General features: G+C 64.1%; 18 protein-coding genes. 13 read left to right on the top strand and 5 right to left on the bottom strand.

From position 1 onward, the window contains the following. Positions 1 to 7 precede the first annotated feature (7 nt). Positions 8 to 3,322 carry a mechanosensitive channel MscK gene (gene mscK, locus HW090_RS12675; RefSeq protein WP_179113864.1) on the bottom strand — a complete coding sequence of 1,105 codons (3,315 nt, stop codon included), beginning with the start codon at positions 3,320 to 3,322 and terminating at the stop codon, positions 8 to 10. Between the two features lie 211 nt (positions 3,323 to 3,533). On the opposite strand from mscK, the gene HW090_RS12680 reads away from it, so the two are divergent. The 6 genes from HW090_RS12680 to mdtD all read left to right on the top strand — a co-directional run bounded on the left by HW090_RS12680 (position 3,534) and on the right by mdtD (position 11,552). Continuing rightward, the gene (locus tag HW090_RS12680) at positions 3,534 to 4,037 is read left to right on the top strand and encodes a sigma-70 family RNA polymerase sigma factor (protein WP_179113865.1); all 504 of its coding nucleotides are present in this window, start codon (positions 3,534 to 3,536) and stop codon (positions 4,035 to 4,037) included. Between the two features lie 6 nt (positions 4,038 to 4,043). Then, positions 4,044 to 4,967, top strand: a complete 924-nt coding sequence (locus HW090_RS12685; RefSeq protein ID WP_256930667.1) for a FecR family protein — start codon at positions 4,044 to 4,046, stop codon at positions 4,965 to 4,967. Positions 4,968 to 5,063: 96 nt separating this feature from the next. Continuing rightward, on the top strand, positions 5,064 to 7,547 hold the full coding sequence (locus tag HW090_RS12690; RefSeq protein WP_179113866.1) for a TonB-dependent receptor: 2,484 nt from the start codon (positions 5,064 to 5,066) through the stop codon (positions 7,545 to 7,547). 556 nt (positions 7,548 to 8,103) lie between these two features. Beyond that, on the top strand, positions 8,104 to 9,453 hold the full coding sequence (gene mpl, locus HW090_RS12695) for a UDP-N-acetylmuramate:L-alanyl-gamma-D-glutamyl-meso-diaminopimelate ligase (protein ID WP_179113867.1): 1,350 nt from the start codon (positions 8,104 to 8,106) through the stop codon (positions 9,451 to 9,453). A 24-nt stretch (positions 9,454 to 9,477) separates the two neighbouring features. Next, positions 9,478 to 10,110 (top strand): flavin prenyltransferase UbiX, encoded by a 633-nt coding sequence (gene ubiX / locus HW090_RS12700; RefSeq protein WP_179113868.1) that lies wholly within the window; start codon positions 9,478 to 9,480, stop codon positions 10,108 to 10,110. Positions 10,111 to 10,160: 50 nt separating this feature from the next. Beyond that, a complete protein-coding gene (gene mdtD / locus HW090_RS12705; protein ID WP_179113869.1) occupies positions 10,161 to 11,552 on the top strand; it encodes a multidrug transporter subunit MdtD in 1,392 nt (463 codons plus the stop codon). A 63-nt stretch (positions 11,553 to 11,615) separates the two neighbouring features. On the opposite strand, the gene HW090_RS12710 is transcribed toward mdtD, so the two are convergent. Further along, a complete protein-coding gene (locus HW090_RS12710; protein WP_179113870.1) occupies positions 11,616 to 12,914 on the bottom strand; it encodes an NAD(P)/FAD-dependent oxidoreductase in 1,299 nt (432 codons plus the stop codon). 257 nt (positions 12,915 to 13,171) lie between these two features. Here HW090_RS12710 and HW090_RS12715 point away from each other — a divergent pair, with 257 nt between their 5' ends. Further along, entirely contained in the window at positions 13,172 to 13,597 is a 426-nt protein-coding gene (locus HW090_RS12715; protein ID WP_179113871.1) for a cytochrome c5 family protein, read from the top strand. A 72-nt stretch (positions 13,598 to 13,669) separates the two neighbouring features. Here the strand turns inward: HW090_RS12715 and HW090_RS12720 are convergent, their stop codons facing one another. Then, on the bottom strand, positions 13,670 to 14,242 hold the full coding sequence (locus tag HW090_RS12720; protein ID WP_179113872.1) for a xanthine phosphoribosyltransferase: 573 nt from the start codon (positions 14,240 to 14,242) through the stop codon (positions 13,670 to 13,672). A 197-nt stretch (positions 14,243 to 14,439) separates the two neighbouring features. On the opposite strand from HW090_RS12720, the gene gap reads away from it, so the two are divergent. Further along, on the top strand, positions 14,440 to 15,450 hold the full coding sequence (gene gap / locus HW090_RS12725; protein WP_179113873.1) for a type I glyceraldehyde-3-phosphate dehydrogenase: 1,011 nt from the start codon (positions 14,440 to 14,442) through the stop codon (positions 15,448 to 15,450). A gap of 71 nt (positions 15,451 to 15,521) precedes the next feature. Here gap and HW090_RS12730 read toward each other — a convergent pair whose 3' ends face one another. Both HW090_RS12730 and HW090_RS12735 read right to left on the bottom strand, forming a co-directional pair. Then, on the bottom strand, positions 15,522 to 17,081 hold the full coding sequence (locus HW090_RS12730) for a methyl-accepting chemotaxis protein (RefSeq protein ID WP_179113874.1): 1,560 nt from the start codon (positions 17,079 to 17,081) through the stop codon (positions 15,522 to 15,524). A gap of 152 nt (positions 17,082 to 17,233) precedes the next feature. After that, entirely contained in the window at positions 17,234 to 18,637 is a 1,404-nt protein-coding gene (locus tag HW090_RS12735; protein WP_179113875.1) for an adenosylmethionine--8-amino-7-oxononanoate transaminase, read from the bottom strand. A gap of 265 nt (positions 18,638 to 18,902) precedes the next feature. Here HW090_RS12735 and HW090_RS12740 point away from each other — a divergent pair, with 265 nt between their 5' ends. The 5 genes from HW090_RS12740 (at position 18,903) to adeC (ending at position 25,972) form a co-directional block, all read left to right on the top strand. Continuing rightward, positions 18,903 to 19,451 (top strand): cytochrome b, encoded by a 549-nt coding sequence (locus tag HW090_RS12740; protein WP_179113876.1) that lies wholly within the window; start codon positions 18,903 to 18,905, stop codon positions 19,449 to 19,451. Between the two features lie 35 nt (positions 19,452 to 19,486). Continuing rightward, on the top strand, positions 19,487 to 20,059 hold the full coding sequence (locus HW090_RS12745) for a YceI family protein (RefSeq protein ID WP_179113877.1): 573 nt from the start codon (positions 19,487 to 19,489) through the stop codon (positions 20,057 to 20,059). A 213-nt stretch (positions 20,060 to 20,272) separates the two neighbouring features. After that, positions 20,273 to 21,394 carry an efflux RND transporter periplasmic adaptor subunit gene (locus HW090_RS12750; RefSeq protein WP_179113878.1) on the top strand — a complete coding sequence of 374 codons (1,122 nt, stop codon included), beginning with the start codon at positions 20,273 to 20,275 and terminating at the stop codon, positions 21,392 to 21,394. Between the two features lie 22 nt (positions 21,395 to 21,416). Next, the gene (locus tag HW090_RS12755; RefSeq protein ID WP_179113879.1) at positions 21,417 to 24,554 is read left to right on the top strand and encodes an efflux RND transporter permease subunit; all 3,138 of its coding nucleotides are present in this window, start codon (positions 21,417 to 21,419) and stop codon (positions 24,552 to 24,554) included. After that, complete coding sequence (adeC, locus tag HW090_RS12760; protein ID WP_179113880.1) at positions 24,551 to 25,972, top strand: AdeC/AdeK/OprM family multidrug efflux complex outer membrane factor; 1,422 nt, start codon at positions 24,551 to 24,553, stop codon at positions 25,970 to 25,972. The genes HW090_RS12755 and adeC overlap by 4 nt, the downstream gene beginning before the upstream one ends. The last annotated feature ends 57 nt before the right edge of the window (positions 25,973 to 26,029 follow it).

Genomic DNA, 26,029 nt, shown 5'->3' on the forward strand with positions numbered 1-26,029 from the left:
CTCCGCGTCAGGGGCGTTCGGGGCTGGCTGTGGCGGGCTCGCTGCCGTGTTCGATCAGCAGCTCCTGGCCCTGGCGGCTTTTCAGGTGCACGTCCAGTTGGCGGAAGGCGACCTTGATGCCGGCGGCGCGGAATTCGCGGTCCACCTGGCGGTTCACTTCGTCGATCACCGGGTTGCGGTCCGACAGTCCCTTCACGTGCAGGCGCAGTTCGTGCTCCAGGCGGCTGTCGCCGAAGCTCAGGAAGAACACCTGGGGCTCGGGATCGTGCAGTACGCGGACGTTGTCTGCGGCGGCTTGCAGCAGGATCTGCCGCACCCGCTCCAGGTCGGAGCCGAACTCCACGCCGATGCGGATGGTGACGCGGGTCACGGTGTCGCTCAGCGACCAGTTGAGCAACTGGTCGGTGACGAAGGTCTTGTTCGGGACGATGATTTCCTTGTGGTCGAAGTCGGTGATGGTGGTGGCGCGGATGCGGATGCGGCTGACCGTGCCGGACAGGTTGCCGATGGTCACCACGTCGCCGATGCGCACAGGCTTCTCGAACAGGATGATCAGGCCCGAGATGAAGTTGGCGAAGATTTCCTGCAGGCCAAAGCCCAGCCCCACCGACAGCGCGGCGACCAGCCATTGCAGCTTGTCCCAGCTCACCCCGAGGGTGGACAGGCTGGACACGATGCCCACGCCGACCAGGGTGTAGGACAGCAGGGCGCCGGTGGCGTAGGCGCTGCCCTGGGCCAGGCGCAGGCGCGACAGCACCAGCACCTCCAGAAGGCCGGGCAGGTTGCGCGCGAGGATCATGGTGATGCCGAGGATCAGCAGGGCGCCGAGCAGGTCGTTGAGGCTGATCGGCTTGCTCACGGCGTTCTCGCCGCTGCCGCTGGTGAATTCGTAGAGAGTGACGTTATCCAGGTAGGACACCACGCTGATCAGGTCCGACCAGACCCAGTACAGCGCCACCAGGAAGGTACCGAAGATCGCCAGGCGGGTCAGTCGCAACGACTGCTGGTTGACCTGTTCGATGTCCAGGCCGGATTCCTCCTGCGCTTCGGGGATATCTCCGCCGGCCTCTTCCGCCGCCTGCCGCCTGGCCAGGTAGCGCTGGTAGGCCAGGCGCCGTGCGGCGACGGTGAGGGCGCGCACCAGGGTGGCCTCCAGCGCGACCCAGAGCATAAGCAGGTAGAGGGTATCGATCAGTCGTTCGGTCAGTTTCAGCGCGGTGTAGTAGTAGCCCAGGCCCACCACCAGGATCAGCGCCAGCGGCAGGGTGCTGAACAGCAGGCCGAACAGCAGCCGCAGCGGCGGGGCGTTCTCGCTGGCAGGGCCTTTCAATAGCACGCGGGTCAACCGCCAGCTCATCAGGGCGTAGCAGGCGAGGATCACGCCGATGCCCAGCACGTCGTCGGCGAGACCGGCGGGTTGGCTCTCGGCGATGCTCACAGCGACCACCAGCACCAGTACCACCAGCCCCAGGCGGCGCACTTCGTCGCGCAGGAAGGCCACCTGCGGCACCGACCAGCGGAAGTGCAGTTCGGCGACCCTGCCAGGGGACAGCATGCGATAGGCCGCATAGAACACCAGCCAGGCCTGTGCCATCTGGTAGAGCGCCGAGCCCAGGGCGATGTTCTGCGCCCGCCCGTCGGATTGCAGCAGGTAGCCGCACAAGGCCAGGAACAACGCGCCGGGCAAGGCCAGCAGTAGGTTGAGCAGCATCGCCAGGGGGGTGTGCAACTGGCTGTCGTTGCGGAAGTGGCCGATATCGCGGCTCAGTTCCACCAGCTTGCGGTTGATGCTCGGGCGGCGCCACAGCAGCACGCCGATGGCCAGCAGCAGCGGCAGGAAGAACAGCGGGCGCTCCAGCAGGCCGGCCCACAGGCCGCTCAGGGCGGAGGTCCAGGGCATGGCCACCAGCTGGCGTTCCAGTAGCTGCGGCACGTTGGCGAGCCAGGCGAAATCCAGCGGCTTGTTGCTGGGAATCCAGAACATCTGTTCGTCCAGCGTCTCGCTCAGGCTGCGTGCCTTGCCCTGCAATTGCTTCTGGCTCAGTTGCAGGGTGATGGACTCGTTGAGCAGTTCGCTCAAGCCACGGTTCAGTCGGTCGAGCAGTTCGCTGCGGGTGGTGACCAGCTCCAGCAGCGCCTTGCGCAGTTCCGGCGTCGGCTCTTCTTTGTCCTGGCCGGCCAGCAGTTGATCGACATAGGCCACGGGGTCGGCATTGCGGTTGCGGGCCTGGTTCAGCTCGAACTGGTAGAGGCGGATATCGGCGATTTCATCGGCCAGGTTCTTGTCCAGGTGCAGCCGTGGCAGCGCCTGCTTCTGCTGGTAAAGCACGCGGGACAGCAGCAGGCTGCCCTGCAGCACGGAGATCTGTTCCTCCAGGGCCTGGTCGCTCTGGTTGAGTGCGTCGAGCTGCTGGCGGGTCTGCAGGTTCTGTTGTGTCAGTTGGTTGATGCGCTCGGTGGTGCGCAGCAGGTAGTCGGAGAGTTTCAGGTTGGCGGCGCTTTCCTCGGCCAGCAGGCTGTCGGAACCGGCGGCTTCGGCGCGTGCCGACAGCTCGGCGACGGTCTGCTCGGAGGCTGCGCGGCGCTTGTCGTTGATCAGCGTCTGTAGCGCCAGGGTCTCCTGGTCGGCCCGGGCGATGCGTTCGCCCAGCAGGTCGCGGCGGCTCTTGCCCAGGTCCTGCAGCAGGTTGTTGCCGGACAGTTCCTGGCGGCGCAGTTCGATCAGGGCTTCGAGGGCTTCCTGTTCCGCTTCGAGCAGCTTGCGGTTCTCGTCCGTGAGGGGCTTGCTGGCGCTTTCGCGGCCACTCTTGAGCTGGGCGGCGATGCGTTGCTGGCGTGTCTGGCTGTTGCCGATCTCGGTCTGCACGCGTTCGGGGCGTGTCTGTGAGGTGATGATCAGGCTGTTGGCGACGGTGAAGGCGCGCTGCCATTCGGCCAGTTGATCGATACGCTCGGCCAGCGTGCGCTCCAGCTCCGGAATGGCCTGGCGGCTGTAGGTGGTCGTAGGGTCGCTCTGGGGATTGGCGCGCAATTTGGCCAGTTCGGCCTGGTTGCGACGGATTTCCTCGGGCGCTTCGGCCAGTTGCTGCTTGAGGTCGGCCAGGCTGCGCCGGGTGGCCTGCCTCTGTTCCTGCAACTGTTGCGTCTGCTCCTTGAGGTTCGGCGCGGCGGGCTTGCTCTCGCCCTCCGAACTGCTGCTGGCGCCGCTGGCGGCAACGCTGCCGCCGGTCAGTGCGCCCAGCCCGGGAGGCGCGGCCTGGGCGGTCGTGGCCAGGCACAGAGTCAGCAGCAGGAGAGGCAACAAGGTACGCAACGGGGTCATGCTGGGCCGCCATGGTGAAAAGACTGTCATGAGTCTACGGATAGAGCGTGGTCAGGGCGAGTCCGGACGATGGTCGCCCGAACGCTCGAAACCTATGACCGTGAAATCCCGGTATTTGCAGGGGATGGGCATGCGTTGCGATCAATTATTGTTTCTTATAGGCTGCGCGCCTCAAGCCGGCCATGCCGGTGTGCGTTCCATGGGTAGTGTTATGGCTGACGATCTCGATACCTTGTTCCGCTTGTACCACCGCGAGCTGCAACGGTTGGCCTACCGCCGCGTCGGCGATCGAGACCTGGCCGCCGACCTGGCGCAGGATGCTTTCCTGCGTTACGCCATCCTGGAGACGCACAAGCGTGCCCTGATCCAGAGCCCCCGGCACTTCCTCTGGCGCATCCTCGGCAACCTGGTGATCGACCATGGTCGCCAGCGCGCCAGGCAGGGTGAGCATGTCAGCCTGGCGGACGACGAGTACGAACTGCTCGATGGTCGACCGAGTCCCGAGCGTCTGCTCGAGCTGCGTCAGCAATTGCAACTGCTGCACCGGGCGCTCGGTGAACTGCCGCCGGCCTGCCGCGAGGCGCTGTTGCTCAACCGTGTCGAAGGGCTCAGTCATCCTGCCATCGCCGAGCGCCTGGGCATCTCGCCGAGCATGGTGTGCAAGCACATCATGCGTGCATTGCGCCATTGTGCCCGGGCACTCGGGCTGGCCTGACCCATCGTGGCGCTTTCCGAACACGACCTCGACAACCCGCTGTCGCCCCTGAGCGAAGAGGCGCTGCACTGGTTGGTGATGCTCCATGGGGGCGAGGCAGACGAGGCGGACTGGCAGCGCTACGAAGACTGGTGCCTGCGCAGCGAGGCGCACCAGGCCGCTGCGGATGAGGCGGAGTTGCTCTGGCAGCGCCTCGGCAGCGCGCTCCAGCGTCCGCGTCGGCGCAGAACGCCAGCGCTGCTGCTTCTGCTCGGGCTGACGTTTTCCGTGGCGTTCTGGCAGGGGAACGAGCAGGGGTGGCTGGCCGATCAGCGCACCGGCGTCGCCGAGCGCCGCACCCTGCAACTGGAGGATGGTTCGCGGCTGGAGCTGGCGCCGGAAACCCGCGTCGACCTGCGCTTCGAGGATCGGCAGCGGGTGTTGACGCTCTATCGCGGGCAATTGCATGTGCAGGTCGCCGCCGACCCGCAACGTCCCTTCGTGGTGGAAGCGGCCGACGGTGCTATTCGCGCATTGGGCACCGGCTTCGATGTGTGGCGCGATGGCGACGATGTGCGCCTGTCGGTGACCGAGCACCGGGTGCGGGTACGGCAAGGTGCGCAGCAACGCGACGTCGATGTCGGCCAGTCGCTGGCCTATGGTGCGCGGGGAATGGCGGACGTGCAGCCGGTGGACCTGGAGTCCGCGGGCGCCTGGCGGCGGGATCGGCTGGTCGTCGAGGAGCGTCCCCTGGGCGAAGTCCTGTCGGCCCTTTCGCGCTATCACTCCGGGGTGTGGCTGGTGCGCGATGCGGCGTTGCGCGAGCTGCCGGTCACCGCCGTCTTCGATACCCGTGATGCCGAGGCGCAGTTGGCGTTGCTGGAGGCGTCGCTGCCGATTCGTCTCCGCCGCCTGCCGTGGCTGACGCTGATCGAAGCGCGTGCGCAGTAGAAAAAATCCATTGGGCGTTGTCAGGTTTGGCGCGGCTGGCGTCTTTCCCGTTGAGAGTGATTTTTAACTCGCTGATATTCAGCACGGGGGAACACCATGCGCCATTCGTACAAACGCAACGCACTGCACCTGGCCCTGAGCGTGGCTTGCGCCATCGGCAGTGCCGGGCTGGCTGCCGCCGAGAGCCTTCCTGCGCCGAGGGCCGAGCATGTATTCGACATCCCGGCCGGACCGCTCGGGCAGGCGCTGACCCGTTTTGGCGACCGCACCGGCCTGCGCCTGGTCGTCGCCAGCGAGTGGTTGGCCGGACAGCGTAGCGCCGGCCTGCGTGGTACCTACGACTTGCAGGACGGTATACGGCAACTGCTGGCGGGCACCGGGCTGAGGGCGCGCCTCAGTGGCGATACCCTGTTGCTGGAGCAGGTGGCGGACGACGGTCAGGCACTCGAGCTGGGTGTGACCAGCATCGAGAGCAGCGGGCTCTGGCTGGGAGAGGTGTCCGAGGGGAGCGGTTCCTACACCAAGGGCCGGTCGAGGGCTGCCACGGGCCTGGCCATGAGCCTGCGCGAAACCCCGCAAAGCATCAGTGTGATAACCCGCCAGCGCATCGAGGACCAGAGCCTGAACAGCATCGGCGAGGTGCTGGAGCAGGCGCCTGGCATCAACGTGCAGAGCCCGGGGAGCGACCGGTTGTATGTCTATTCCCGTGGCCTGGCCATCGACAACTACCAGTACGATGGCATGCCGACGACGTCTTTCGCCTTCACCCAGGCGCTGCCGCAAGCACTGGCGGACATGGCCAGTTATGACCAGGTGGAGGTTCTGCGTGGCGCAACGGGGTTGCTGTCCGGTGCCGGAGAGCCGTCCGGTACGGTGAACCTGATTCGCAAGAAGCCGACCGAAACCTTCCAGGGCCGCTTCACGGTCGGCGCTGGCTCCTGGGACCTCTACCGCAGCGAGATCGATGTGTCCGGGCCTCTGAGCGAGAGCGGGCACGTGCGTGGTCGGGCGGTGGCCGCCTATCAACAGAACAATAGCTTCGTCGACCATTTGCAGCAGGAAAAGACCACGCTCTACGGCATTCTGGAAGCGGACCTGAGCGAGACGACGCGCCTGACGTTCGGTGTCGATTACCTGCGCAGCGATCCGCGCGGTTTTTCCACGACGGGCCTGCCGGTGATCGACCGCAATGGCCAGCGTTTCCACACGTCGCGCTCGGACAACGCCGCCAGCCGCGACAGCAGCAATGAGCAGAGCAGCCTCACTACCTTCGCCAGTCTGGAGCAGAAGCTCGACGCGGGCTGGACGCTCAAGCTGTCGCTGAACCACCTGTACGGCAAGCGGGACTACGACTCGATCATCGTCGGCACGACCACGGGCTTCATCGATGCGCAGAGCGGCGACCGCCTGCGTTATACCGCCACCAAGGGTGACAACACGCAGGAGCAGCGAGGCCTGGAACTCAGGCTGTCCGGCCCGTTCCAGGCGCTGGGGCGCGAGCATGAACTGGTCGCGGGGTTCAGCTACCAGGACTACGAGAATCGGCGCAACGGCTATGGCAACCTGCTGGCCAACGGCTCCAGCAACAATGGCGTCAGCGGCTTGCCGGTCAATTACTACCAGTGGAACAACCGTGCGCCGGTTGCCAGCTACAACTTCAACCGGGAAGACGACGACATCAACCAGTGGCAGAACGGTGTCTACCTGGCCACACGCCTGAAACCGACGGACGACCTGGCCGTCATCCTCGGCACCCGCGTCTCGAACTACCGCTACGATGCGCGCCTGGACTACCACGTCGCCAGCCTGATGCCGTACGCCACGCATGACAACATGCGGGCCAATGGCGAAGTCACGCCTTATGCCGGCATCGTCTATGACCTGGACGACAGCCACTCGCTGTACGCCAGCTACACCAGCATCTTCAAGCCTCAACCCTACCGTGAACGCAGTGGCCGGCTGCTGGAGCCGAGGGAGGGTGACAACTACGAGCTGGGGCTGAAAAGCGCGTTCTACGACGGCCGTCTCAATACCGCACTGTCGGTGTTCGAGGTTCGCCTGGACAACGACAGCATCGCTGACGGCACCCTCAACGGTAACAGCCTGATCACCGCCTACCGCGCCTCCCGTACGCGCACCCGTGGCGCAGACCTGGAAGTCAGTGGGGAAATCCGCCCTGACTGGCAACTGGCGGCGAGCTACAGCCATAGTGTGGTCAAGGACGCCGACGGCGAGCGGGTGAAGGCCCACATCCCGGTCGAGCTGCTGAAGGTCTTCACCACCTACCGCCTGCCGGGTGCGCTGAATCGCCTGACGGTTGGCGGTGGTATCAACTGGCAGAGCGGCATCCATATGGACGTCGACAACTGGCAGTTGCCGGCCGTTGCCAGGGTCAGCCAGGGCAGCTTCGCCACGGTCAACCTGATGGGCCGTTACCAGCTTGCGGAAGACTGGACGCTGTCCGCACGGGTGAACAACCTGTTCGACAAGCATTACCTGAGTGCGCTGGATGAAAACTTCTACAGCGCCTCCTGGGGCTCGCCGCGCAGTTTCATTGTGACCAGCCAGTACACGTTCTGAGTCGTGGCTTCATAGGCGGGGTGGCAAGCCCGTTTGTGAGGGGGCGCGCTCATCGTCGTTCTCGCACAGCCGCCTTCGGTGGTGACTGCAGGAAGAAGCTCTTCTGCTTTAGCCTTGCGCACCTGGGCTCCCGCCTGCGCGGGAGCGACGGAGTAGGGGCTTTCCCATGGTCACCTCGGTATTGGCCGCGAGCCCGACCAGCCACTCGGAACAACCTTCGCCGACAGGAATTTCAGCGTAGAGCTACAGGGATGTATTCATGCGTGTTGCGTAGAGGGGCTGGTCGGGTATCGCGATACGCGGTCATGAGAACGACCAGCTCTGAACGCGATATTGAGTCGGCAGAACAAGCCTCAAACCGTACACCCAGGCTTCATAAGCCTTGCAGCCCTCAGCCGCAGAGTTCGTACCGGGCAGTCGTGCATTTGCGCGAAAGTGACGGGTTGAGCTCTATCTCAGGTTCACCTCCTTCTATTGCCCTGGTGATGGGGCATCACCCGACATGAAAGTCAGGAGCAGATCGGCTAACCTGCGGCGACGTTTTCCGAGGTCGATCATGCATATTCATATTCTGGGCATCTGCGGTACTTTCATGGGCTCGCTGGCGGTGCTGGCCAAGGCGCTCGGCCACCGCGTCACTGGCTCGGACGCCAGCGTCTATCCTCCGATGAGCACCCAGCTCGAAGCGCAAGGTATCGAGTTGCAGCAGGGCTACGACCCGGCGCACCTGCAACCGGCGCCGGACCTTGTGGTGATCGGCAATGCCCTGTCGCGGGGCAACCCGGCGGTCGAATATGTGTTGAACCAGGGCTTGCCCTACGTCAGCGGGCCGCAGTGGCTGGCCGACCATGTGCTGCAGGGGCGCTGGGTGCTGGCCGTGGCCGGTACCCATGGCAAGACCAGTAGCAGCAGCATGCTGGCCTGGGTGCTGGAACATGCCGGCATGAGCCCTGGCTTTCTGATCGGCGGTGTACCGCAGAACTTCGGCATTTCCGCACGCCTGGGCGAGACGCCGTTCTTCGTGGTCGAGGCGGACGAATATGACAGTGCCTTCTTCGACAAGCGCAGCAAGTTCGTGCACTACCGCCCGCGCACCGCGATCCTCAATAACCTCGAATTCGATCACGCGGACATCTTCCCTGACCTGGCGGCTATCGAGCGTCAGTTCCATCACCTGGTACGTACCATTCCTGGCGAGGGGCTGATTATTCACCCGGTCGATGAGCCCGCCTTGGCGCGGGTGATCGAGATGGGTTGCTGGACGCCCGTGCAGACCACCGGGCCTGGCGGCCAGTGGCAGGCGCGGTTGCTCAGTGCCGACGGTTCGCGCTTCGAGGTGAGTTACGACGGTTCGCTTGAGGGCGTGGTGGAGTGGGGCCTGACCGGGCGTCACAACGTCGCCAATGCCCTGGCGGTGCTGGCGGCTGCACGCCATGTCGGCGTTGTGCCGGCCCTGGGGATCGAGGCGCTGGGGCGCTTCGTCAACGCCAAGCGGCGTATGGAGAAGGTCGCCGAGGTCAACGGGGTGACGGTCTACGATGACTTCGCCCACCACCCGACCGCCATCGCCACCACCCTCGATGGCCTGCGCCAGCGGGTCGGCAGTGCGCAGATCATCGCGGTGATCGAGCCGCGCTCCAACTCCATGAAGCTCGGGGCGCACCGTGATGGGCTGGCGGCCTCCGCCGAACAGGCCGACGCAGTGTTCTGGTATGCGCCGTCGAATCTCGGCTGGGACCTCACCGCCAGTGTCTCCGGCGCGCAGAACCCGACCCATGTCTGCGCTTCGCTGGAGGCGATCATCGAGGGCGTCAAGGCGCTGGCTCGCCCTGGCGCGCAGGTGGTGATCATGAGCAACGGCGGCTTTGGCGGTCTGCATGGCAAGTTGGCTGCAGCGCTGGCCTGAGAACACTGAATGTCGAGGATTCCCATGAGTGGAGCTGAACGAGTCACCCTGGCGATGACCGGCGCGTCCGGCGCGCAATACGGCCTGCGCCTGCTCGATTGCCTGGTGCAGGAGGAGCGCGAGGTGCATTTCCTCATCTCCAAGGCCGCGCAACTGGTGGTGGCGACCGAGACCGACGTGATCCTGCCGGCCAAGCCGCAGGCCTTGCAGGCGTTCCTTACCGAATACACCGGCGCCGCGCCGGGGCAGGTGCGGGTCTACGGCAAGGAGGACTGGATGGCGCCGGTGGCCTCGGGCTCCGGCGCGCCTTCGTCGATGGTGGTGGTGCCTTGCTCCACCGGCACCCTGTCGGCCATCGCCACCGGGGCATGCAACAACCTGATCGAGCGCGCCGCCGACGTGGCGCTGAAAGAGCGCCGGCAACTGATTCTGGTGCCGCGCGAGACGCCGTTCTCCAGCATCCACCTGGAGAACATGCTGAAACTGTCCAACATGGGCGCGGTGATCCTGCCGGCCTCGCCGGGGTTCTATCACCAGCCGCAGACCCTGGATGACCTGGTGGACTTCGTCGTCGCCCGCATCCTCAACCAGTTGGGTATTCCGCAGGACATGCTGCCGCGCTGGGGGGAGCATCATCTGGGCAGTGGGGAGGACTGAGCCACCTGCATACCCGTTACCATTACCTCCCTTCTCGCTCAGGTCATTTCATGCAAGTCCCCTTTTCCCTGGATGCCCGTACCGCGCGTGTGCTGCCCTGGCTGGTGGCCATCGCGTTCTTCATGCAGACGCTGGACGGCACCATCCTCAATACCGCCTTGCCGGCCATGGCCATGGACCTGCACGAAGACCCCCTGCGCATGCAGGGAGTGGTGATCGCCTACATGCTCACCGTGGCGCTGCTGATCCCCGCATCGGGTTGGCTGGCCGATCGTTTCGGGGCGCGCACGACCTTTTTCGCCGCCATTGCGCTGTTCACCCTGGGTTCGCTGCTTTGTGCGCTGTCGCAGAGCCTTGGGCAATTGATCGCCTCGCGGATCGTCCAGGGGCTGGGCGGGGCGTTGATGCTGCCGGTCGGGCGCCTGGTGATCCTGCGGGTGTTCCCGCGCAGCGAATTCGTCAAGGTGATGGCCTTCATTGCGCTGCCGGGGCTGGTCGGGCCGCTGGTGGGGCCGACCCTCGGCGGCTGGCTGGTGGAATATGCCTCCTGGCACTGGATTTTCCTGATCAACCTGCCGGTGGGCGTGCTCGGTTGTGTGTTCGCCTGGCGTTTCATGCCAGCCCTGCGCGATACGCAGCGCACCCCCTTCGATATACCGGGCTTTATCCTGTTCGGGCTGGCGATGATCCTGATCACCATGGCGCTGGAGGGCCTGGCGGAAATGCACATGCCCCATGTGCGGGTGCTATTGCTGCTGTTCGCCGGAGCGGCCTGCCTGTGCGCCTACTGGCTACGCGCCGCACGCATCGACAGCCCGCTGTTCAGTCCCGCTCTGTTCCACTGCCGCAGCTTTGCCGTGGGCATCCTCGGCAATCTGTTCGCCCGTCTTGGTGGCGGTGCGCTGCCGTTCCTGCTGCCGCTGCTGCTACAGCTCGCGCTGAACTATTCGCCCGCGCAGGCCGGTATGGCGATGATCCCGCTGGCGCTAGGCGCGATGAGCGTCAAACCGCTGGCACAGCCGGTGTTGCAGCGCTTCGGTTATCGGCGGGTGCTGGTGAGCAATACCCTGTTGTTGGGGGCGCTGGTGATCGCCCTGGGCCTGGCGAGCAGCCAGGTGCCCTTGTGGGGGCTGCTGGCGCTGCTCTGGGTGCTGGGGATGGTCAACTCGTTGCAGTTCACCGCCATGAACACCATCACACTGATCGGCCTGAGCAATGAGCAGGCCAGCGGTGGCAATGGTTTGCTGTCGGTGGTGATACAGTTGTCGATGAGTCTTGGCGTGGCGGCGGCGAGTGCGCTGGTCAATGGTTTCAACGGGCCGGATGTGGGCAGCGATACCTTGCAGGCGTTCCAGTTGACCTTCGTCTGTGTCGGCGGGATCACCATGCTGGCGGCGGCGCTTTTCATGCAACTGGACGAGCGCGCCGGTCGTACCGGCTAAGCGTACGCACCGAAGCCGTATCGTTGGCCGGTGCGTACGGCACGTCCTGTGAGGCGTGGCCTGCTAGTGCAGTTTCAGACGCGGCTCGGTGCCGCGCCCGATACGGTCGCTGAGCATCAGCAGGGCCGTGCGTGGCAGGCCGTAGAGCGCCACCTGGTGCATGCGGTAGAGCGAGATGTAGAACATCCGCGCCAGCCAACCTTCCAGTTTGACGTTGCCCATCAGATTACCCATCAGGTTGCCCACGGCGCTGAAGCGCGACAGCGATACCAGCGAGCCATAGTCCCTGTACTGGTAGGTCGGCAGCGCCTTGCCCTGCAGGCGCAGGGTCAGCGACTTGGCCAGCAGCGAAGCCTGCTGGTGCGCGGCCTGGGCGCGGGGCGGGACGTTGCGTCCGCTGCCGTCGTCCATCGGGCAGGCGGCACAGTCGCCCAGTGCGAAGATGTCGTCGTCCAGTGTGGTCTGCAGGGTCGGTCGCACCAGCAACTGGTTGATCCGGTTGCTCTCCAGCCCGCCGATGCCGTTGAGGAAACCCGGCGCCTTGATCCCGGCGGCCCAGACCTTGAGCCCCGCCGGCACCACGCTGCCGTCGGCGATGGTCAGGCCGTCGGCATCTATCTGTTGCACGGCCGATGAAGTCAGGACGCGCACGCCGAGTTTTTCCAGGGTGCGGTGCACCGGCACGCTGATACGCTCGGGCAGCGCCGGAAGCACCTTCGGCCCGGCCTCGATCAGGGTGATGTTCATGTTCTGCGGCTGGATGCCGTTCAGGCCGTAGGCCGCCAGTTCATGGGCGGCATTGTGCAGCTCGGCCGCCAGTTCCACACCGGTGGCACCGGCGCCGACGATGGCCACGCTGATATGGCCTTCTTCGTTGTTCTGGGCGTGAGCGCACAGGTAGTGGCTGAGCAGTTGCTGGTGGAAGCGCTCGGCTTGCTGCGGGCTGTCGAGGAAGATGCAGTGCTCGGCGGCGCCGGGTGTGCCGAAGTCATTGGTCTTGCTGCCGATGGCGATGACCAGGCTGTCGTACGGCAACCAGCGCGCAGGCAGCAGTTCGACGCCGTTATCGTCTTCGATGGCAGCGAGTTCGACGCGTTTGCCTGCACGGTCGAGCCCACAGAGTCGGCCGATCTGGAAGTTGAAGTGGCACCACTTCGCTTGTGCGACGTAGTTCAGTTCGTTTTCCGAGGAGTTCAGCGAGCCGGCGGCGACTTCATGCAGCAGCGGCTTCCAGATATGCGTGAGGTTGGCATCGACCAGGGTGATCTCGGCCTTGCCGCTCTTGCCCAGTGTCCGACCCAGGCGGGTGGCCAGTTCCAGGCCGCCGGCACCGCCGCCAATGATGAGAATTCTGTGGGGCACAGTCTGTCGCCTCGTGAAGATACTCGTATTGGCGCGGCACCATGACACCGAGTCGTTGCCTTTACAACTGCCTCTTTGTACGGTTTTTCAAGGTGTTCGCCGGACTTTATGGCGACGGACGGCAGAGCGAACGCCCTTCAGGAAGAATAATAACCCTGCGACATATAGGTTGTTTCGGGCCGTCTGGCTTCTCGATATAATGTCGCCCGCTCGCGATACCGTGGCCGCGGGCGTATCTAGCCAGATGAGGGTGTAAGGTGAACCTAATTAAAAAGATCCTGGCAGCACAGACTGCCGTAGTAGCCTTGTGGGCAATGAACGCTCAGGCTACGACGAACGATGCCATCGCCGCTCGTCTGAAGCCGGTGGGTGAAGTCTGCATCCAGGGCCAGGAGTGCGCAGCCGCTGCGGCAGGCGCTTCGGCGGTCGCTGGTGGTGGTGCCCGCTCCGGTCAGGACGTGGTCGCCAAGTTCTGCAATGCGTGCCATAGCATTGGTCTGCTGGATGCGCCGAAGGTCGGCGATAGCGCCGCCTGGAAGGCCCGCGCAGACAAGGAAGGCGGACTGGACGGCCTGCTGGCCACCGCCATCAAGGGCCTGAACGCCATGCCGCCGAAAGGCACCTGTGCCGACTGCACGGATGATGAACTCAAGGGAGCCATCCAGCACATGTCCGGCCTCTGATCGGCTCGCAAGACGCTTCAACGAAAAAACCGCCAGCAGGCGGTTTTTTCATATGTGGCGCAAGGGTTCTTCTCAGTCGAGGAAGAACACCTGACCGTCGCGCAGGGCCTGCACCCGGGCGAGGGACTCGACACGGTATCCGGCCTGCTCCAGCTCCTGGCGCCCGGCCTGGAAGGACTTCTCGATCACGATGCCCAGCCCGGCAATGCTGGCGCCGGCCTTTTGGATGATCTCGATCAGGCCCTGGGCGGCCTTGCCGTTGGCCAGGAAGTCGTCGATGACCAGCACCCGGTCGGCACTCGACAGGTGCTGGGTGGAAATGGCGATGGTGCTTTCGACCTGCTTGGTGAACGAGTAGACCGAGGCGGTCAGCAGGTTGTCGTTGAGCGTCAGCGACTGGTGCTTGCGGGCGAAGATCACCGGTACGCCCAGTTCCAGTCCAGCCATCACTGCCGGGGCGATGCCCGAAGCCTCGATGGTGACGATCTTGGTGATGCCGGCATCCTTGAAACGCTGGGCGAATTCATGGCCGATCTGCTGCATCAGCAGTGGATCGATCTGATGGTTCAGAAAGGCATCGACCTTGAGCACTTTGTCCGAGAGGACGATACCTTCACTGCGGATTTTCTGTTTCAACTGTTCCACTATCACGCTACCTCAGGCGAAAAGCGGGCGGCCATCGCCCCCGTGAAAGCGGCGCATTCTCTCGCAAATCGCCCGCGGATCGAAGAAAAATCGCATACCGCCCGATGTTTTGCTGATCCGGCTCAAGGCTTGCCTCTGGCCGCGAGTCGCCTGCCCGGTGATACTCGCGGCAGGATCAACACAGAGGGACTATCGATATGCTGCGTATTGCCATCAACGGGTATGGGCGCATTGGCCGCGCCGTGCTGCGGGCGCTGTTCGAGCGGGGGCTGGATCAGCAGATCCGCATCGAAGCGATCAACGACCTGAGCGACAACGACACCCTGGCGCACCTGACCCGCTTCGACTCGACCTTTGGCCGTTTCCACGAGCCGGTGGCGCTGGAAGGTGATCGCCTGCGTATCCGCGACCAGTCGATTCGCCTGCTCAGCGAGCGCGAGCCGTCGCGTCTGCCCTGGAAGGAACTGGGCATCGACGTGGTGCTGGAGTGCTCCGGCAAGTTCAAGCAACGCGCCCAGGCCGAGCAGCACTTGCAGGCCGGGGCTGGCCGGGTGTTCGCATCGCACCCGCTGGACGGCGCCGACCTGACGGTGGTCTATGGCGTCAACCACCACCTGCTGGCCGACCAGCGCATCCTCTCCAATGCGTCCTGCACCACCAACTGCCTGGCGCCGCTGGCCAAGGTGCTGCACGAGGCGGTGGGCATTCGCCAGGGACTGCTGAACACCGTGCACGCCTACACCAATGACCAGAACCTGCTGGACAAGGCGCACAAGGACCTCTACCGCGCCCGTGCCGCCGCATTGTCGATGATTCCCTCGACCACCGGTGCCGCGAGGGCCATCGGCCTGGTGCTGCCGGAGCTGGCGGGGCGACTGGACGGGCTCTCGGTACGGGTGCCGACGCCGAACGTGTCGCTGGTCGACCTGACGTTCACCGCCGAGTGCGCACCAGCCAGCGTCGAGGCGCTCAACCAGGCGTTGCGCGAGGGTGCGGAGCGTCTTCCGGAAGGGGTGATGGAGTGCAATACGCTGCCGCTGGTGTCCCATGACTTCAACGGTTATGCGACATCCTGCGTGGCCGACCTCAGCCATACACGGGTGCAGGGCGACCTGGTCAAGGTATTGGCCTGGTACGACAACGAGTGGGCGTTCTCCAACCGCATGCTCGACGTGCTGCAACTCTGGGGGCGCGGCACCGGCGCTTGAACCCTGCCAACTGCGAAGCAGGTACTGGGTGCGCTGCGTAATACTGGTACACGCAGCGCACCCGGCTGTCGTTACGTGCGGAAGTGGCGGACCAGGCGCTCCAGGTCGTTGCCCAGGCGCGCCAGTTCGGTGCTGGCGGCGGAGATTTCCGCGCTGGCGCTGGCGGATTCCTCGGCGGTGTCGCGCACCGTGGAGACGCTGCGGTTGATCTCTTCGGCCACCGCCGATTGTTCCTCGGCGGCGGTGGCGATCAGCGCACTCATCTGCTGGATGTTGGATACCTGGCGGGTGATCGCGGCCAGCGCCGCGCCGGTGTCGCGCACACCGTTGACCGACAGGTGGGTCTGGTCGACGCTGGTCTGCATCATGCGGCTGCTTTCCCCGGCGATATCCTGCAGGCTGGCGATCAGTTTCTCGATTTCCTCCGATGAATTCTGCGTGCGCTGCGCCAGGTTGCGCACTTCGTCGGCGACCACGGCGAAGCCACGGCCCGCCTCGCCCGCGCGGGCGGCTTCGATGGCGGCGTTGAGCGCCAGCAGGTTGGTCTGGCCGGCAACGGTCTTGATCACATCCAGCACACCGCCGATGCGCTCGCTTTCCTGTCGCAGCCGGGCCATCGACTCGGCGGATATGCCGACATCCCGTGCCAGTACTTCGATCTGCTCGATGGCCTGTTGCGAGAGTTGCAGGGCGTGGCCCGCCTCATGGTCCGCTTCCTGGGCGGCGCTGGCCGCCTGTTCCGAGTTCTGCGCGACTTCCTGCACGGTCGCGGACATTTCGTTCATCGCGGTGGCGACCAGATCGGTTTCGCTACGTTGGCTGTCGATGCCGGCCTGGGTCTGGTTGGTGATCGAGGCCAGTTGCGACGCCGACGCCGCCAACTGGTGCGAGCCACTGCCGATCTGTGCGATGACGTCGCGCAGGCTCAGGCTCATATTGTTGATGGCGCGCAGCAGGACGCCCAGCTCATCGCTGCGCTGGCTGTGCAGTTCGACGGTCAGGTCGCCATCGGCGATGCGCTGTGCGGCGTCCACCGCGCGGCGCAGCGGGTTGACGATCTGGCGGCTGATGACCAGCGCCACCAGTGCGCCGCTGATGATCGCCAGCAGCGTGACGGCACCCAGCATGATGCCGGTGTTGGTCACCTGGGCGGCGGCACGGCCTTCTTCGGCGTAGTACAGCGTGTTGATGCTTTCTTGCAGTTCCAGCAGGCGACCATTGGCGGCTAGCAGGGCGTCGGTGGTCGTGGCCTGGCTGCGTTCGCGGGTGTAGCTGTCGAGTGTGGTGCGCAGGCGCTCGACTGCTGCCCGGTCCTGGGCGGGCCAGCGGTTGGCCTGGATATCGCCCAGCAGGCCGTCGAGGGCATTGCTCAGGTTTTTGCTGTGTTCTTCGTGGTCGGAGAGGTGCTCGGGCGCCGGTTTCAGTGCGTAGTTGTAGTTGGCTTCGCGGGTGAAGACGGTTTCATCGAACAGGGTGCTGACCAGACTGATGCGTTGCAGGGACTTGCCGCTGCTGCGCAGGCCGTTCTCGCCGATCAGTGCCAGCAGCAACGCCAGCACCAGCAGCAGGCCGAAACCCAGTGCCAGTTTTCGGGTGACGGTCAGGTTTCTTATTCTGAGTCCGGATAGCATGGGTCTCTCCGTGGATATAGGGGGCGGCTGCCGCACGGTGCGGCGTCAATCTTTGGCATATGAAAGCACTTCGCCGGGCCGAATATATTGATGCCCGCCAAATATATGTCATATAGCCACCACGCTTGAGAGGCCCGCCCCTCCGGAGGTACTCAACCGGGGTCGTGGAAGGCCGTGTAGGAAGACAGGCCGACGGATACGCTCGGCTTGCGGGTCGCCAGGTCGATACCCTCGGTGGTGACCTGCGCAAGAAAGTCGATCTGCTCCTCGGTAATGACGTAGGGCGGCAGGAAATAAACCACGCTGCCGAGGGGACGCAACAGTGCACCGCGTTGCAGCGCGTGTTGATAGACCTGCAGGCCACGGCGCTCCTGCCAGGGGTAGGGGGTGCGGCTGGCCTTGTCCTCGACCATTTCGATCGCCAGGGCCATGCCGGTCTGCCGGACTTCGGCGACATGCGGGTGGTCGACCAGGTGCGCGGTGGCCGTGCGCATGTGCTCGGCCAGGGCCTTGTTGGCTTCGATCACATTGTCCTGTTGGAAGATATCCAGTGTCGCCAGCGCCGCTGCACAGGCCAGCGGGTTGCCGGTGTAGGTGTGCGAATGCAGGAAGCCGCGCAGGCTGCCGTAGTCGTCGTAGAACGCCTGGTAGACGGTCTCGGTGGTCAGCACTGCGGCCATCGGCAGGTAGCCACCGGTCAGGGCCTTGGACAGGCAGAGGAAGTCCGGTGTGATGCCTGCCTGCTCGCAGGCGAACATTGTGCCGGTGCGACCGAAGCCGACGGCGATTTCGTCGAGGATCAGCAGCACGCCGTGGCGGTCGCAGGCTTCGCGCAGCAGCGTCAGGTAGATCGGGTGGTACATGCGCATGCCGCATGCGCCCTGGATCAACGGTTCGACGATGACCGCCGCGACTTCGCTGGCATGTTCGGCCAGGGTGCGCTCCATGTGCTCGAACATCTGCCGCGAATGCGCCTCCCAGCTCACGTCTTCCTCTCGCAGGTAGCAGTCCGGGCTGGGCACCTTGAGGGTGTCCAGCAGCAGCGCCTTGTAGGTCGAGGTAAAGAGTGGCACGTCACTGACCGACATCGCCGCGACGGTCTCGCCGTGGTAGCTGTTGCTCAGGGTGACGAAGCGGGATTTCTCCGGGCGCCCCTGGTTGACCCAATAGTGGTGGCTCATCTTCAGCGCGATCTCGATGCCGGACGAGCCGTTGTCGGCGTAGAACACCCGGTCCAGCCCGTTCGGCGTCAGGGCGACCAGACGTTCCGACAGCTCGATCACCGGGCCATGGCTGAACCCGGCCAGCATCACATGCTCCAGTTGGTCCAACTGGTCCTTGATGCGCTGGCCGATGCGCGGATTGGCATGCCCAAACACGTTGACCCACCAGGAACCGACCGCATCCAGGTAGCGTTTTCCATCGAAATCTTCCAGCCAGACGCCTTCGCCGCGACGAATAGGGATCAAAGGCAGCCGTTCGTGGTCTTTCATCTGTGTGCAGGGATGCCAGAGCACCGCGAGGTCGCGCTGCATCCAGCTCTGGTTGAGGCTCATAGTGGCTCCTGGGTGTCGTCTGGCTGGGCGTTAAATCGATAGGACGGCAGGCCGTTCTACCTGAATCCGCCAAGCCGGGAAGTCGCCAGCCTAGGGGGTGTTGAGGAAAGGTCAACCGCCAGTCGCGGGTGAGTCGGGAGATAGAGCCTCCGCCGAGGGCCTGCACCTATCTGGTTAATCGATGTTTCAGAGCGAAAAAATGCGCTCGATTGAGATAGATTAATCATTAGGATTCTTGCTTTCAGCGTTGAGGGATATATCGGTCATGCAATGGCGCAACTCTTCGAGCAACTATGGATTGGTCAGCATCGCCATTCACTGGCTGGTCGCGCTCGTGGTGTTCGGCCTGTTCGGTCTCGGGTACTGGATGATGGGGCTGGACTACTACAGCAACTGGTATCGCACCGCGCCGGACATCCACAAGAGTGTCGGTATCCTGCTGTTCAGCCTGATGCTGCTGCGTGTTCTCTGGCGTTTCGCCAGCCCCGTGCCGGCAGCCCTGGCCAGCCATGGCACGCTGACCCGCCTGGCCAGCAAGGCAGGCCATCTGTTCCTGTATGTCGGCTTGTTCGTGCTGATGACCTCGGGCTACCTGATTTCCACCGCCGATGGACGGCCGATCAGTGTCTTCGGGCTGTTCGAAGTGCCTGCCACCCTGACCTCGATACCCCGTCAGGAAGATATCGCCGGCATGGTGCACCACTACCTGGCCTGGGGGCTGGTGATTTTCGCCGGCCTGCATGGCCTGGCCGCTATCAAGCATCATTTCATCGACCGCGATTCGACGCTCAAGCGCATGTTTGGACGCGCTTGAGTGTGAATATCACAACCTTTAAAGGAGTTTCATCCATGTTGAAGAAAAGCTTCGCAGCCCTGGCCCTGGGCTCGGCCCTGTTCGCAGGCCAGGCCCTGGCCGCCGACTACGCCATCGACAAGGAAGGTCAGCACGCCTTCATCAATTTCAAGATCAGCCACCTGGGCTACAGCTGGCTGTATGGCACCTTCAAGGACTTCGATGGCAGCTTCAGCTTCGACGCGGCCAAGCCGGAAGCGAGCAAGGTCAAGGTCGAGATCAAGACTGCCAGCCTGGACTCCAACCATGCCGAGCGTGACAAGCACCTGCGTGGCGACAAGTTCCTCAACACCAGCAAGCACCCGATTTCGACTTTCGAATCCACCGCAGTCAAGTCCACTGGCGAAGGCACTGCCGACATCACCGGCAACCTGACCCTGAATGGCGTGACCAAGCCCGTTGTGCTCAAGGCCAAGTTCCTCGGCGAAGGCAACGACCCATGGGGCGGCTACCGCGCCGGTTTCGAGGGCGGTACCACGCTGAAGCTGAAGGACTTCAATATCGAAGGGCCAGGCCCGGCTTCCCAGGAAGTCGAGCTGATCCTGACGGTCGAAGGTGTTCGCAAGTAATTGCGGATGGCTGTCCGAAAGCGCTGGTACAGCCCCCTGTGCCGGCGCTTTTTCATTTCGGACAATGGCTTTGCTCACACTATTTCGGTCAGCACAAGCGGTTTACAGACAGTTGTGAATGTAAGTATATTCCCGGCACTCTGCTATCGGTGTCTGTCGAGGCCGTTGCGATCGCCTTGATCCGCTCGTTCCGTTCTTCAAGAGGTTTTCCACATGTCCGTCAAGTCAACCAGTGCCGCTCTGGTTTCAATCATGGCTGCCTCGATCGTGCTCAGCGCCTGCAAGGAGCAGACTCCGCCGCCCGCACAGCAGGCGCCACAAGTGGGAATCGTCACCTTGCAGGCCGAGCCGTTCTCGCTGACCACCGAACTGCCAGGGCGTACGCAGGCCTTTCGCATCGCCGAGGTCCGTCCGCAGGTCAATGGCGTGATCCAGAAACGCCTGTTCACCGAAGGCAGCGAAGTCAAGGCGGGCGAGCAGCTGTACCAGATCGATGCATCGGTCTATGACGCGACCTTGAAGAGCGCTCAGGCCAGCCTGGCATCCAGCAAATCGCTGGCCGAGCGCTATGCATCGCTGGTCAAGGACCAGGCGGTCAGCAAGCAGGCCTATGACGAGGCGCGGGCGGCCAATCTGCAAGCCGAGGCGAACCTCGAGCAGGCGCGCATCAATGTCCGCTACACCAAGGTGCTGGCGCCGATCGCTGGCCGTATCGGCCGCTCCGCCGTGACCGAGGGCGCCCTGGTGAGTAATGGCCAGACCCAGGCGCTGGCGACCATCCAGCAACTCGACCCGATCTATGTGGACGTCACCCAGCCTTCCCGCGAGTTGCTGACGCTGCGCCGCGACCTCGAGCAGGGCCGCTTGGAGCGCGCGGGTGAGAATGCCGCGCGGGTTTCGCTGACACTCGAAGACGGCTCGCTCTACGAGCACGAAGGCACCCTGGAGTTCTCCGAAGTCTCGGTGGATTCCACCACCGGATCGGTGACGCTGCGTGCCGTGTTCCCCAACCCCGACAAGAACCTGCTGCCCGGCATGTTCGTGCATGCGCAACTGATCGCCGGGGTCCGGCGTGAGGCGATCCTGGCGCCGCAGCAAGGCATTACCCGCACGCCGCGCGGCGAAGCCACGGCCATGGTCGTGGATGCCAATGGCAAGGCGGAGCTGCGCCAGCTCAAGACTGAACGTGCGGTCGGTAACCGCTGGCTGGTCAGCGAGGGGCTGAACGCGGGTGATCGCCTGATCACCGAGGGACTGCAATTCATCCAGCCCGGCGTCGAAGTCAAGGCTGTTCCGGCTTCCAATGTCGATACCGACAAGCCTCAAGCCCAATAAGGCCGAGCAAGGGTAATAGACAATGTCCAGATTCTTCATCGATCGGCCGATCTTCGCCTGGGTAATCGCCCTGGTGATCATGCTCGCGGGTGGCCTGTCCATCCTCGGGCTTCCGGTCAACCAGTACCCGAGCATCGCCCCGCCGGCAGTGGCCATTTCGGTCGCCTATCCGGGCGCCTCGGCGCAGACCGTGCAGGACACCGTGGTGCAGGTCATCGAGCAGCAGCTCAACGGCATCGACGGCTTGCGCTATATGTCGTCGGAGAGCAACTCGGACGGCAGCATGACTATCACCGTGACCTTCGAACAAGGCACGGACCCGGACATCGCCCAGGTGCAGGTGCAGAACAAACTGCAGCTGGCAACGCCGCTGCTGCCGCAAGAAGTGCAGCAGCAGGGGATTCGCGTGACCAAGGCGGCGCGCAACTTCCTGCTGGTGATCGGTGTGGTTTCCACCGATGGCACGATGTCCCGCGCCGACCTGTCGGACTACATCGTGTCCAATATCCAGGACCCGATCTCGCGTACCTCCGGGGTCGGTGACTTCCAGGTATTCGGTTCGCCCTATGCCATGCGCATCTGGCTCGATCCGGCCAAGCTGAACAACTACAACCTGACACCGGTCGACATCAGTGCCGCGATCCAGGCGCAGAACGTCCAGGTGTCCGCCGGTCAGTTCGGCGGATTGCCAGCGGTGCCGGGGCAGCAGTTGAGCGCGACCATCATCGGCAAGACCCGTCTGCAGACGCCGGAGCAGTTCCGCGAGATCCTGCTGAAGGTCAACAACGACGGCTCCCAGGTGCGCCTCAAGGACGTTGCCAGGGTCGATCTGGACTCGCAGAACATGTCCATCGACGCCCTCTACAACGGCATGCCGGCCTCGGGTATGGCGGTCAAGCTGGCAACCGGGGCCAATGCCCTGGATACCGCCAAGGCGATCCGCGCGACCATTTCCGAGCTGGAGCCTTTCTTCCCGAGCGGAATGAAGGTGGTCTACCCCTACGACACCTCGCCAGTGGTGTCGGTGTCCATCACCAACGTCGTGCACACCCTGTTCGAAGCCATCGGGCTGGTGTTCCTGGTGATGTACCTGTTCCTGCAGAACTTCCGTGCCACCCTGATCCCGACCCTGGCAGTGCCTGTGGTACTGCTGGGCACCTTCGGTGTACTGGCGCTGTTCGGTTTCAGCGTCAACACCCTGACCATGTTCGCCATGGTGCTGGCCATCGGCCTGTTGGTGGACGATGCCATCGTGGTGGTGGAGAACGTCGAGCGGGTGATGGCCGAGGAGGGCTTGTCACCGCTGGAGGCCACGCGCAAATCCATGGGGCAGATCCAGGGTGCCCTGGTGGGGATCGGCCTGGTGCTGTCGGCGGTGTTCCTGCCGATGGCGTTCTTCGGCGGCTCCACCGGGGTGATCTACCGGCAGTTCTCGATCACCATCGCCTCGGCCATGGCGCTGTCGGTACTGGTGGCACTGATCTTCACGCCGGCACTCTGCGCTACACTGCTCAAGCCGATTCCCAAGGGGCATCACGAAGAGAAACGTGGCTTCTTCGGCTGGTTCAACCGCACCTTCGAGCGCGGCGTCAATCACTATGAAGGCGGGGTGAAGAGGGTCCTGCGGCGCAAGCTGCCGTTCCTGCTGGTCTACCTGCTGATCGTCGCGGGGATGGTGGTGCTGTTCAACCGCATTCCCAGCGCCTTCCTGCCCGACGAGGACCAGGGCGTACTGTTCGCCCAGGTGCAGACTCCAGCGGGCTCCACTGCCGAACGTACCCAGCAGACCGTGGATGCCATGCGCGAGTACCTCCTGAAAGAGGAAAGCGAAGTGGTCAACTCGGTGTTCACCGTGACCGGCTTCAACTTCGCCGGGCGTGGGCAGAACTCGGCGATGGCCTTTATCGGCCTGAAACCCTGGGATGAGCGCAAGGGCTCGGAAGACAGCGTGTTCGCCCTGGCGGGACGCGCCCAGGCGCACTTCGCCAACTTCCGCGATGCCATGGTGTTCGCCTTCGCGCCGCCTGCGGTGATGGAGCTGGGTAACGCCACCGGTTTCAACTTCTTCATCCAGGACATGGCCGGGGTCGGGCATGACGAACTGATGGCGGCGCGCAACAAGTTCCTCGGCATGGCTGCCAAGGACGCACGCCTGGCCTCGGTGCGTCCCAACGGCCTGAACGACGAGCCGCAGTACCAGTTGGTCATCGACGACGAGAAGGTGCGTGTACTGGGTGTTTCCCTCAGCGATGTGAACAGCACCCTGTCGATTGCCTGGGGTTCCAGTTACATCAACGACTTCATCGACCGTGGCCGGGTGAAGAAGGTCTACATGCAGGGCGAAGCCAATGCCCGTATGAACCCTGAGGACCTGGACAAATGGTTCGTGCGCAACGACCAGGGCGATATGGTGCCGTTCAGTGCCTTCACCACGGGCGAGTGGGTTTATGGTTCGCCCAAGCTGACGCGCTACAACGGTGTCTCGGCTTTCGAAATCCTGGGTGAAGCAGCGCCTGGATACAGTACTGGCGATGCCATGGCTGCCGTCGAGGAAATCATGGCCGAGCTGCCGGAAGGCATCGGTTACTCGTGGACCGGCCTCTCCTATGAAGAGCGTCTGTCGGGTGCCCAGGCTCCGGCCTTGTATGCCCTGTCCCTGCTGGTGGTGTTCTTGTGCCTCGCGGCACTCTATGAGAGCTGGTCGATTCCCTTTGCCGTCATGCTGGTGGTGCCGCTGGGTGTCGTCGGCGCCCTGATGGCGACCATGGGGCGTGGGCTGTCCAACGACGTGTTCTTCCAGGTGGGGCTGTTGACCACCATCGGCCTGACCGCCAAGAACGCGATTCTCATCGTGGAGTTCGCCAAGGACCTGTATCGTGACGGCATGGGCCTGTTCGAGGCTGCCGTCGAGGCGTGCCGCATGCGCCTGCGCCCCATCGTCATGACATCGCTGGCGTTCACCCTGGGTGTCGTGCCGCTGGCATTGGCCAGCGGTGCGGGGGCGGGCAGCTCGCACGCCATCGGTACCGGCGTGATCGGCGGGATGGTGACGGCCACCGTGCTGGTGATTTTCTGGGTGCCATTGTTCTTTGTAATGGTGTCTTCGCTGGCGGGCCGCAAGAAGGCCGCAGCCGAAGATGATAAGGAGACATCGCAGTGAATAAATCCGTACTTGCCCTGGCCCTGTCGGCTGCCCTGGGTGGTTGTTCGTTGATTCCGGACTACCAGCGCCCGGAGGCGCCGGTGGACAAGGCCTGGCCGCAAGGCGAGGCCTACGGCGAGCCGCGTGCTACCCAGGCGGCCAGTGCCAACCTGGGCTGGCGTGAATTCTTCCGCGAGCCGGTATTGCAGAAACTGATCGACGTCGCGCTGGAGAACAACCGCGACTTGCGCGTGGCCGCGCTGAACGTCGAGGCGTACCAGGCGCTGTACCGGGTCCAGCGGGCGGGTGTATTTCCTTCCGTCAGCGCTGACGCGGCGGGTAACCGCACCCGCACTCCGGCCGACCTGAGCTCGACTGGCGACTCGGCCATCGGTTCGCAATACACCGCGACGCTGGGCGTGTCCTGGGAGGTCGACCTGTTCGGCCGCCTGCGCAGCCTGCGCGACCAGGCGTTGCAGGAGTACCTGGCGACCGAGGCTGCGCAGCGCAGCACGCAGATCAGCCTGGTGGCGAGCGTCGCCAATGCCTGGTTCACCCTGCAGGCCGACCAGGAGCTGTTGCGGGTGACCCGTGACACCCTGCGTACCTACGAGGAAAGCCTGTCCCTGACCCAGAGCAGCTTCGACGTTGGCGTCGCCTCCGCGTTGGAATTGCGCCAGGCGCGCAGTGCCGTGGAAAGCGCACGGGTCACCATCGAGCAGTACACGCGGCTGGTGGCCCAGGATCGCAATGCGTTGGTCCTGTTGCTCGGCCAGGGTACCCCTGGCGAGCTGAATGCGGGCGCCGGGCTGGATCGCAGTCAACTGGCCGAACTGCCGGCGTCGCTGCCGTCCGACCTGTTGCTCAACCGCCCTGACATCCAGCAGGCCGAGTTTCAGTTGCGGGCGGTCAATGCCAGCATCGGTGCGGCGCGTGCGGCGTTCTTCCCGCGTGTCAGCCTGACCGGTGCCGCCGGTACGGCCAGCAGCGAGCTGTCGGGCCTGTTCGACGCCGGCTCCGGCTACTGGACGTTCGCGCCCAGCATCAGCCTGCCGATCTTCAATGCCGGGCAGCTGCGCGCCAACCTCGACTACGCGGAGATTCGCAAGAACGTCCAGGTCGCCCAGTACGAGAAGGCCATCCAGGTGGCCTTCAGCGAAGTGGCCGATGGCCTCGCCGCCCAGGAAACCTACAATCGCCAGGTGCAGGCGCAACGTAACCTGTTGCAGACCAGCGAGGACTACTACGACCTGGCCGAGCGCCGCTACCGTACCGGCGTGGACAGCTACCTGACCCTGCTGGATGCCCAGCGGCAACTGTTCAGCGTTCAGCAGCAGTTGATCAGCGACCGGTTGGCACAGCTGGTCAGTGAGGTGAATCTGTTCAAAGCCATGGGTGGCGGTTGGCAGGAGCTTGCCAACACCCCCGAAGGCTGAGCGTCACCGTCGTAACAAGAGCGCCGCCTTCGGGCGGCGTTCGCGTTTCTGGGGTTC

The sequence above is a fragment of the Pseudomonas sp. ABC1 genome, assembly GCF_013395055.1.
Lineage (GTDB): Bacteria > Pseudomonadota > Gammaproteobacteria > Pseudomonadales > Pseudomonadaceae > Stutzerimonas.

Bases quoted from the DNA above. Each gene is read 5' to 3' on its own strand.
- mscK (WP_179113864.1), bottom strand. From the start codon at position 3,322: ATGACCCCGTTGCGTACCTTGTTGCCTCTCCTGCTGCTGACTCTGTGC.
- HW090_RS12680 (WP_179113865.1), top strand. From the start codon at position 3,534: ATGGCTGACGATCTCGATACCTTGTTCCGCTTGTACCACCGCGAGCTG.
- HW090_RS12690 (WP_179113866.1), top strand. From the start codon at position 5,064: ATGCGCCATTCGTACAAACGCAACGCACTGCACCTGGCCCTGAGCGTG.
- mpl (WP_179113867.1), top strand. From the start codon at position 8,104: ATGCATATTCATATTCTGGGCATCTGCGGTACTTTCATGGGCTCGCTG.
- ubiX (WP_179113868.1), top strand. From the start codon at position 9,478: ATGAGTGGAGCTGAACGAGTCACCCTGGCGATGACCGGCGCGTCCGGC.
- mdtD (WP_179113869.1), top strand. From the start codon at position 10,161: ATGCAAGTCCCCTTTTCCCTGGATGCCCGTACCGCGCGTGTGCTGCCC.
- gap (WP_179113873.1), top strand. From the start codon at position 14,440: ATGCTGCGTATTGCCATCAACGGGTATGGGCGCATTGGCCGCGCCGTG.
- HW090_RS12730 (WP_179113874.1), bottom strand. From the start codon at position 17,081: ATGCTATCCGGACTCAGAATAAGAAACCTGACCGTCACCCGAAAACTG.
- HW090_RS12735 (WP_179113875.1), bottom strand. From the start codon at position 18,637: ATGAGCCTCAACCAGAGCTGGATGCAGCGCGACCTCGCGGTGCTCTGG.
- HW090_RS12740 (WP_179113876.1), top strand. From the start codon at position 18,903: ATGCAATGGCGCAACTCTTCGAGCAACTATGGATTGGTCAGCATCGCC.
- HW090_RS12745 (WP_179113877.1), top strand. From the start codon at position 19,487: ATGTTGAAGAAAAGCTTCGCAGCCCTGGCCCTGGGCTCGGCCCTGTTC.
- HW090_RS12750 (WP_179113878.1), top strand. From the start codon at position 20,273: ATGTCCGTCAAGTCAACCAGTGCCGCTCTGGTTTCAATCATGGCTGCC.
- HW090_RS12755 (WP_179113879.1), top strand. From the start codon at position 21,417: ATGTCCAGATTCTTCATCGATCGGCCGATCTTCGCCTGGGTAATCGCC.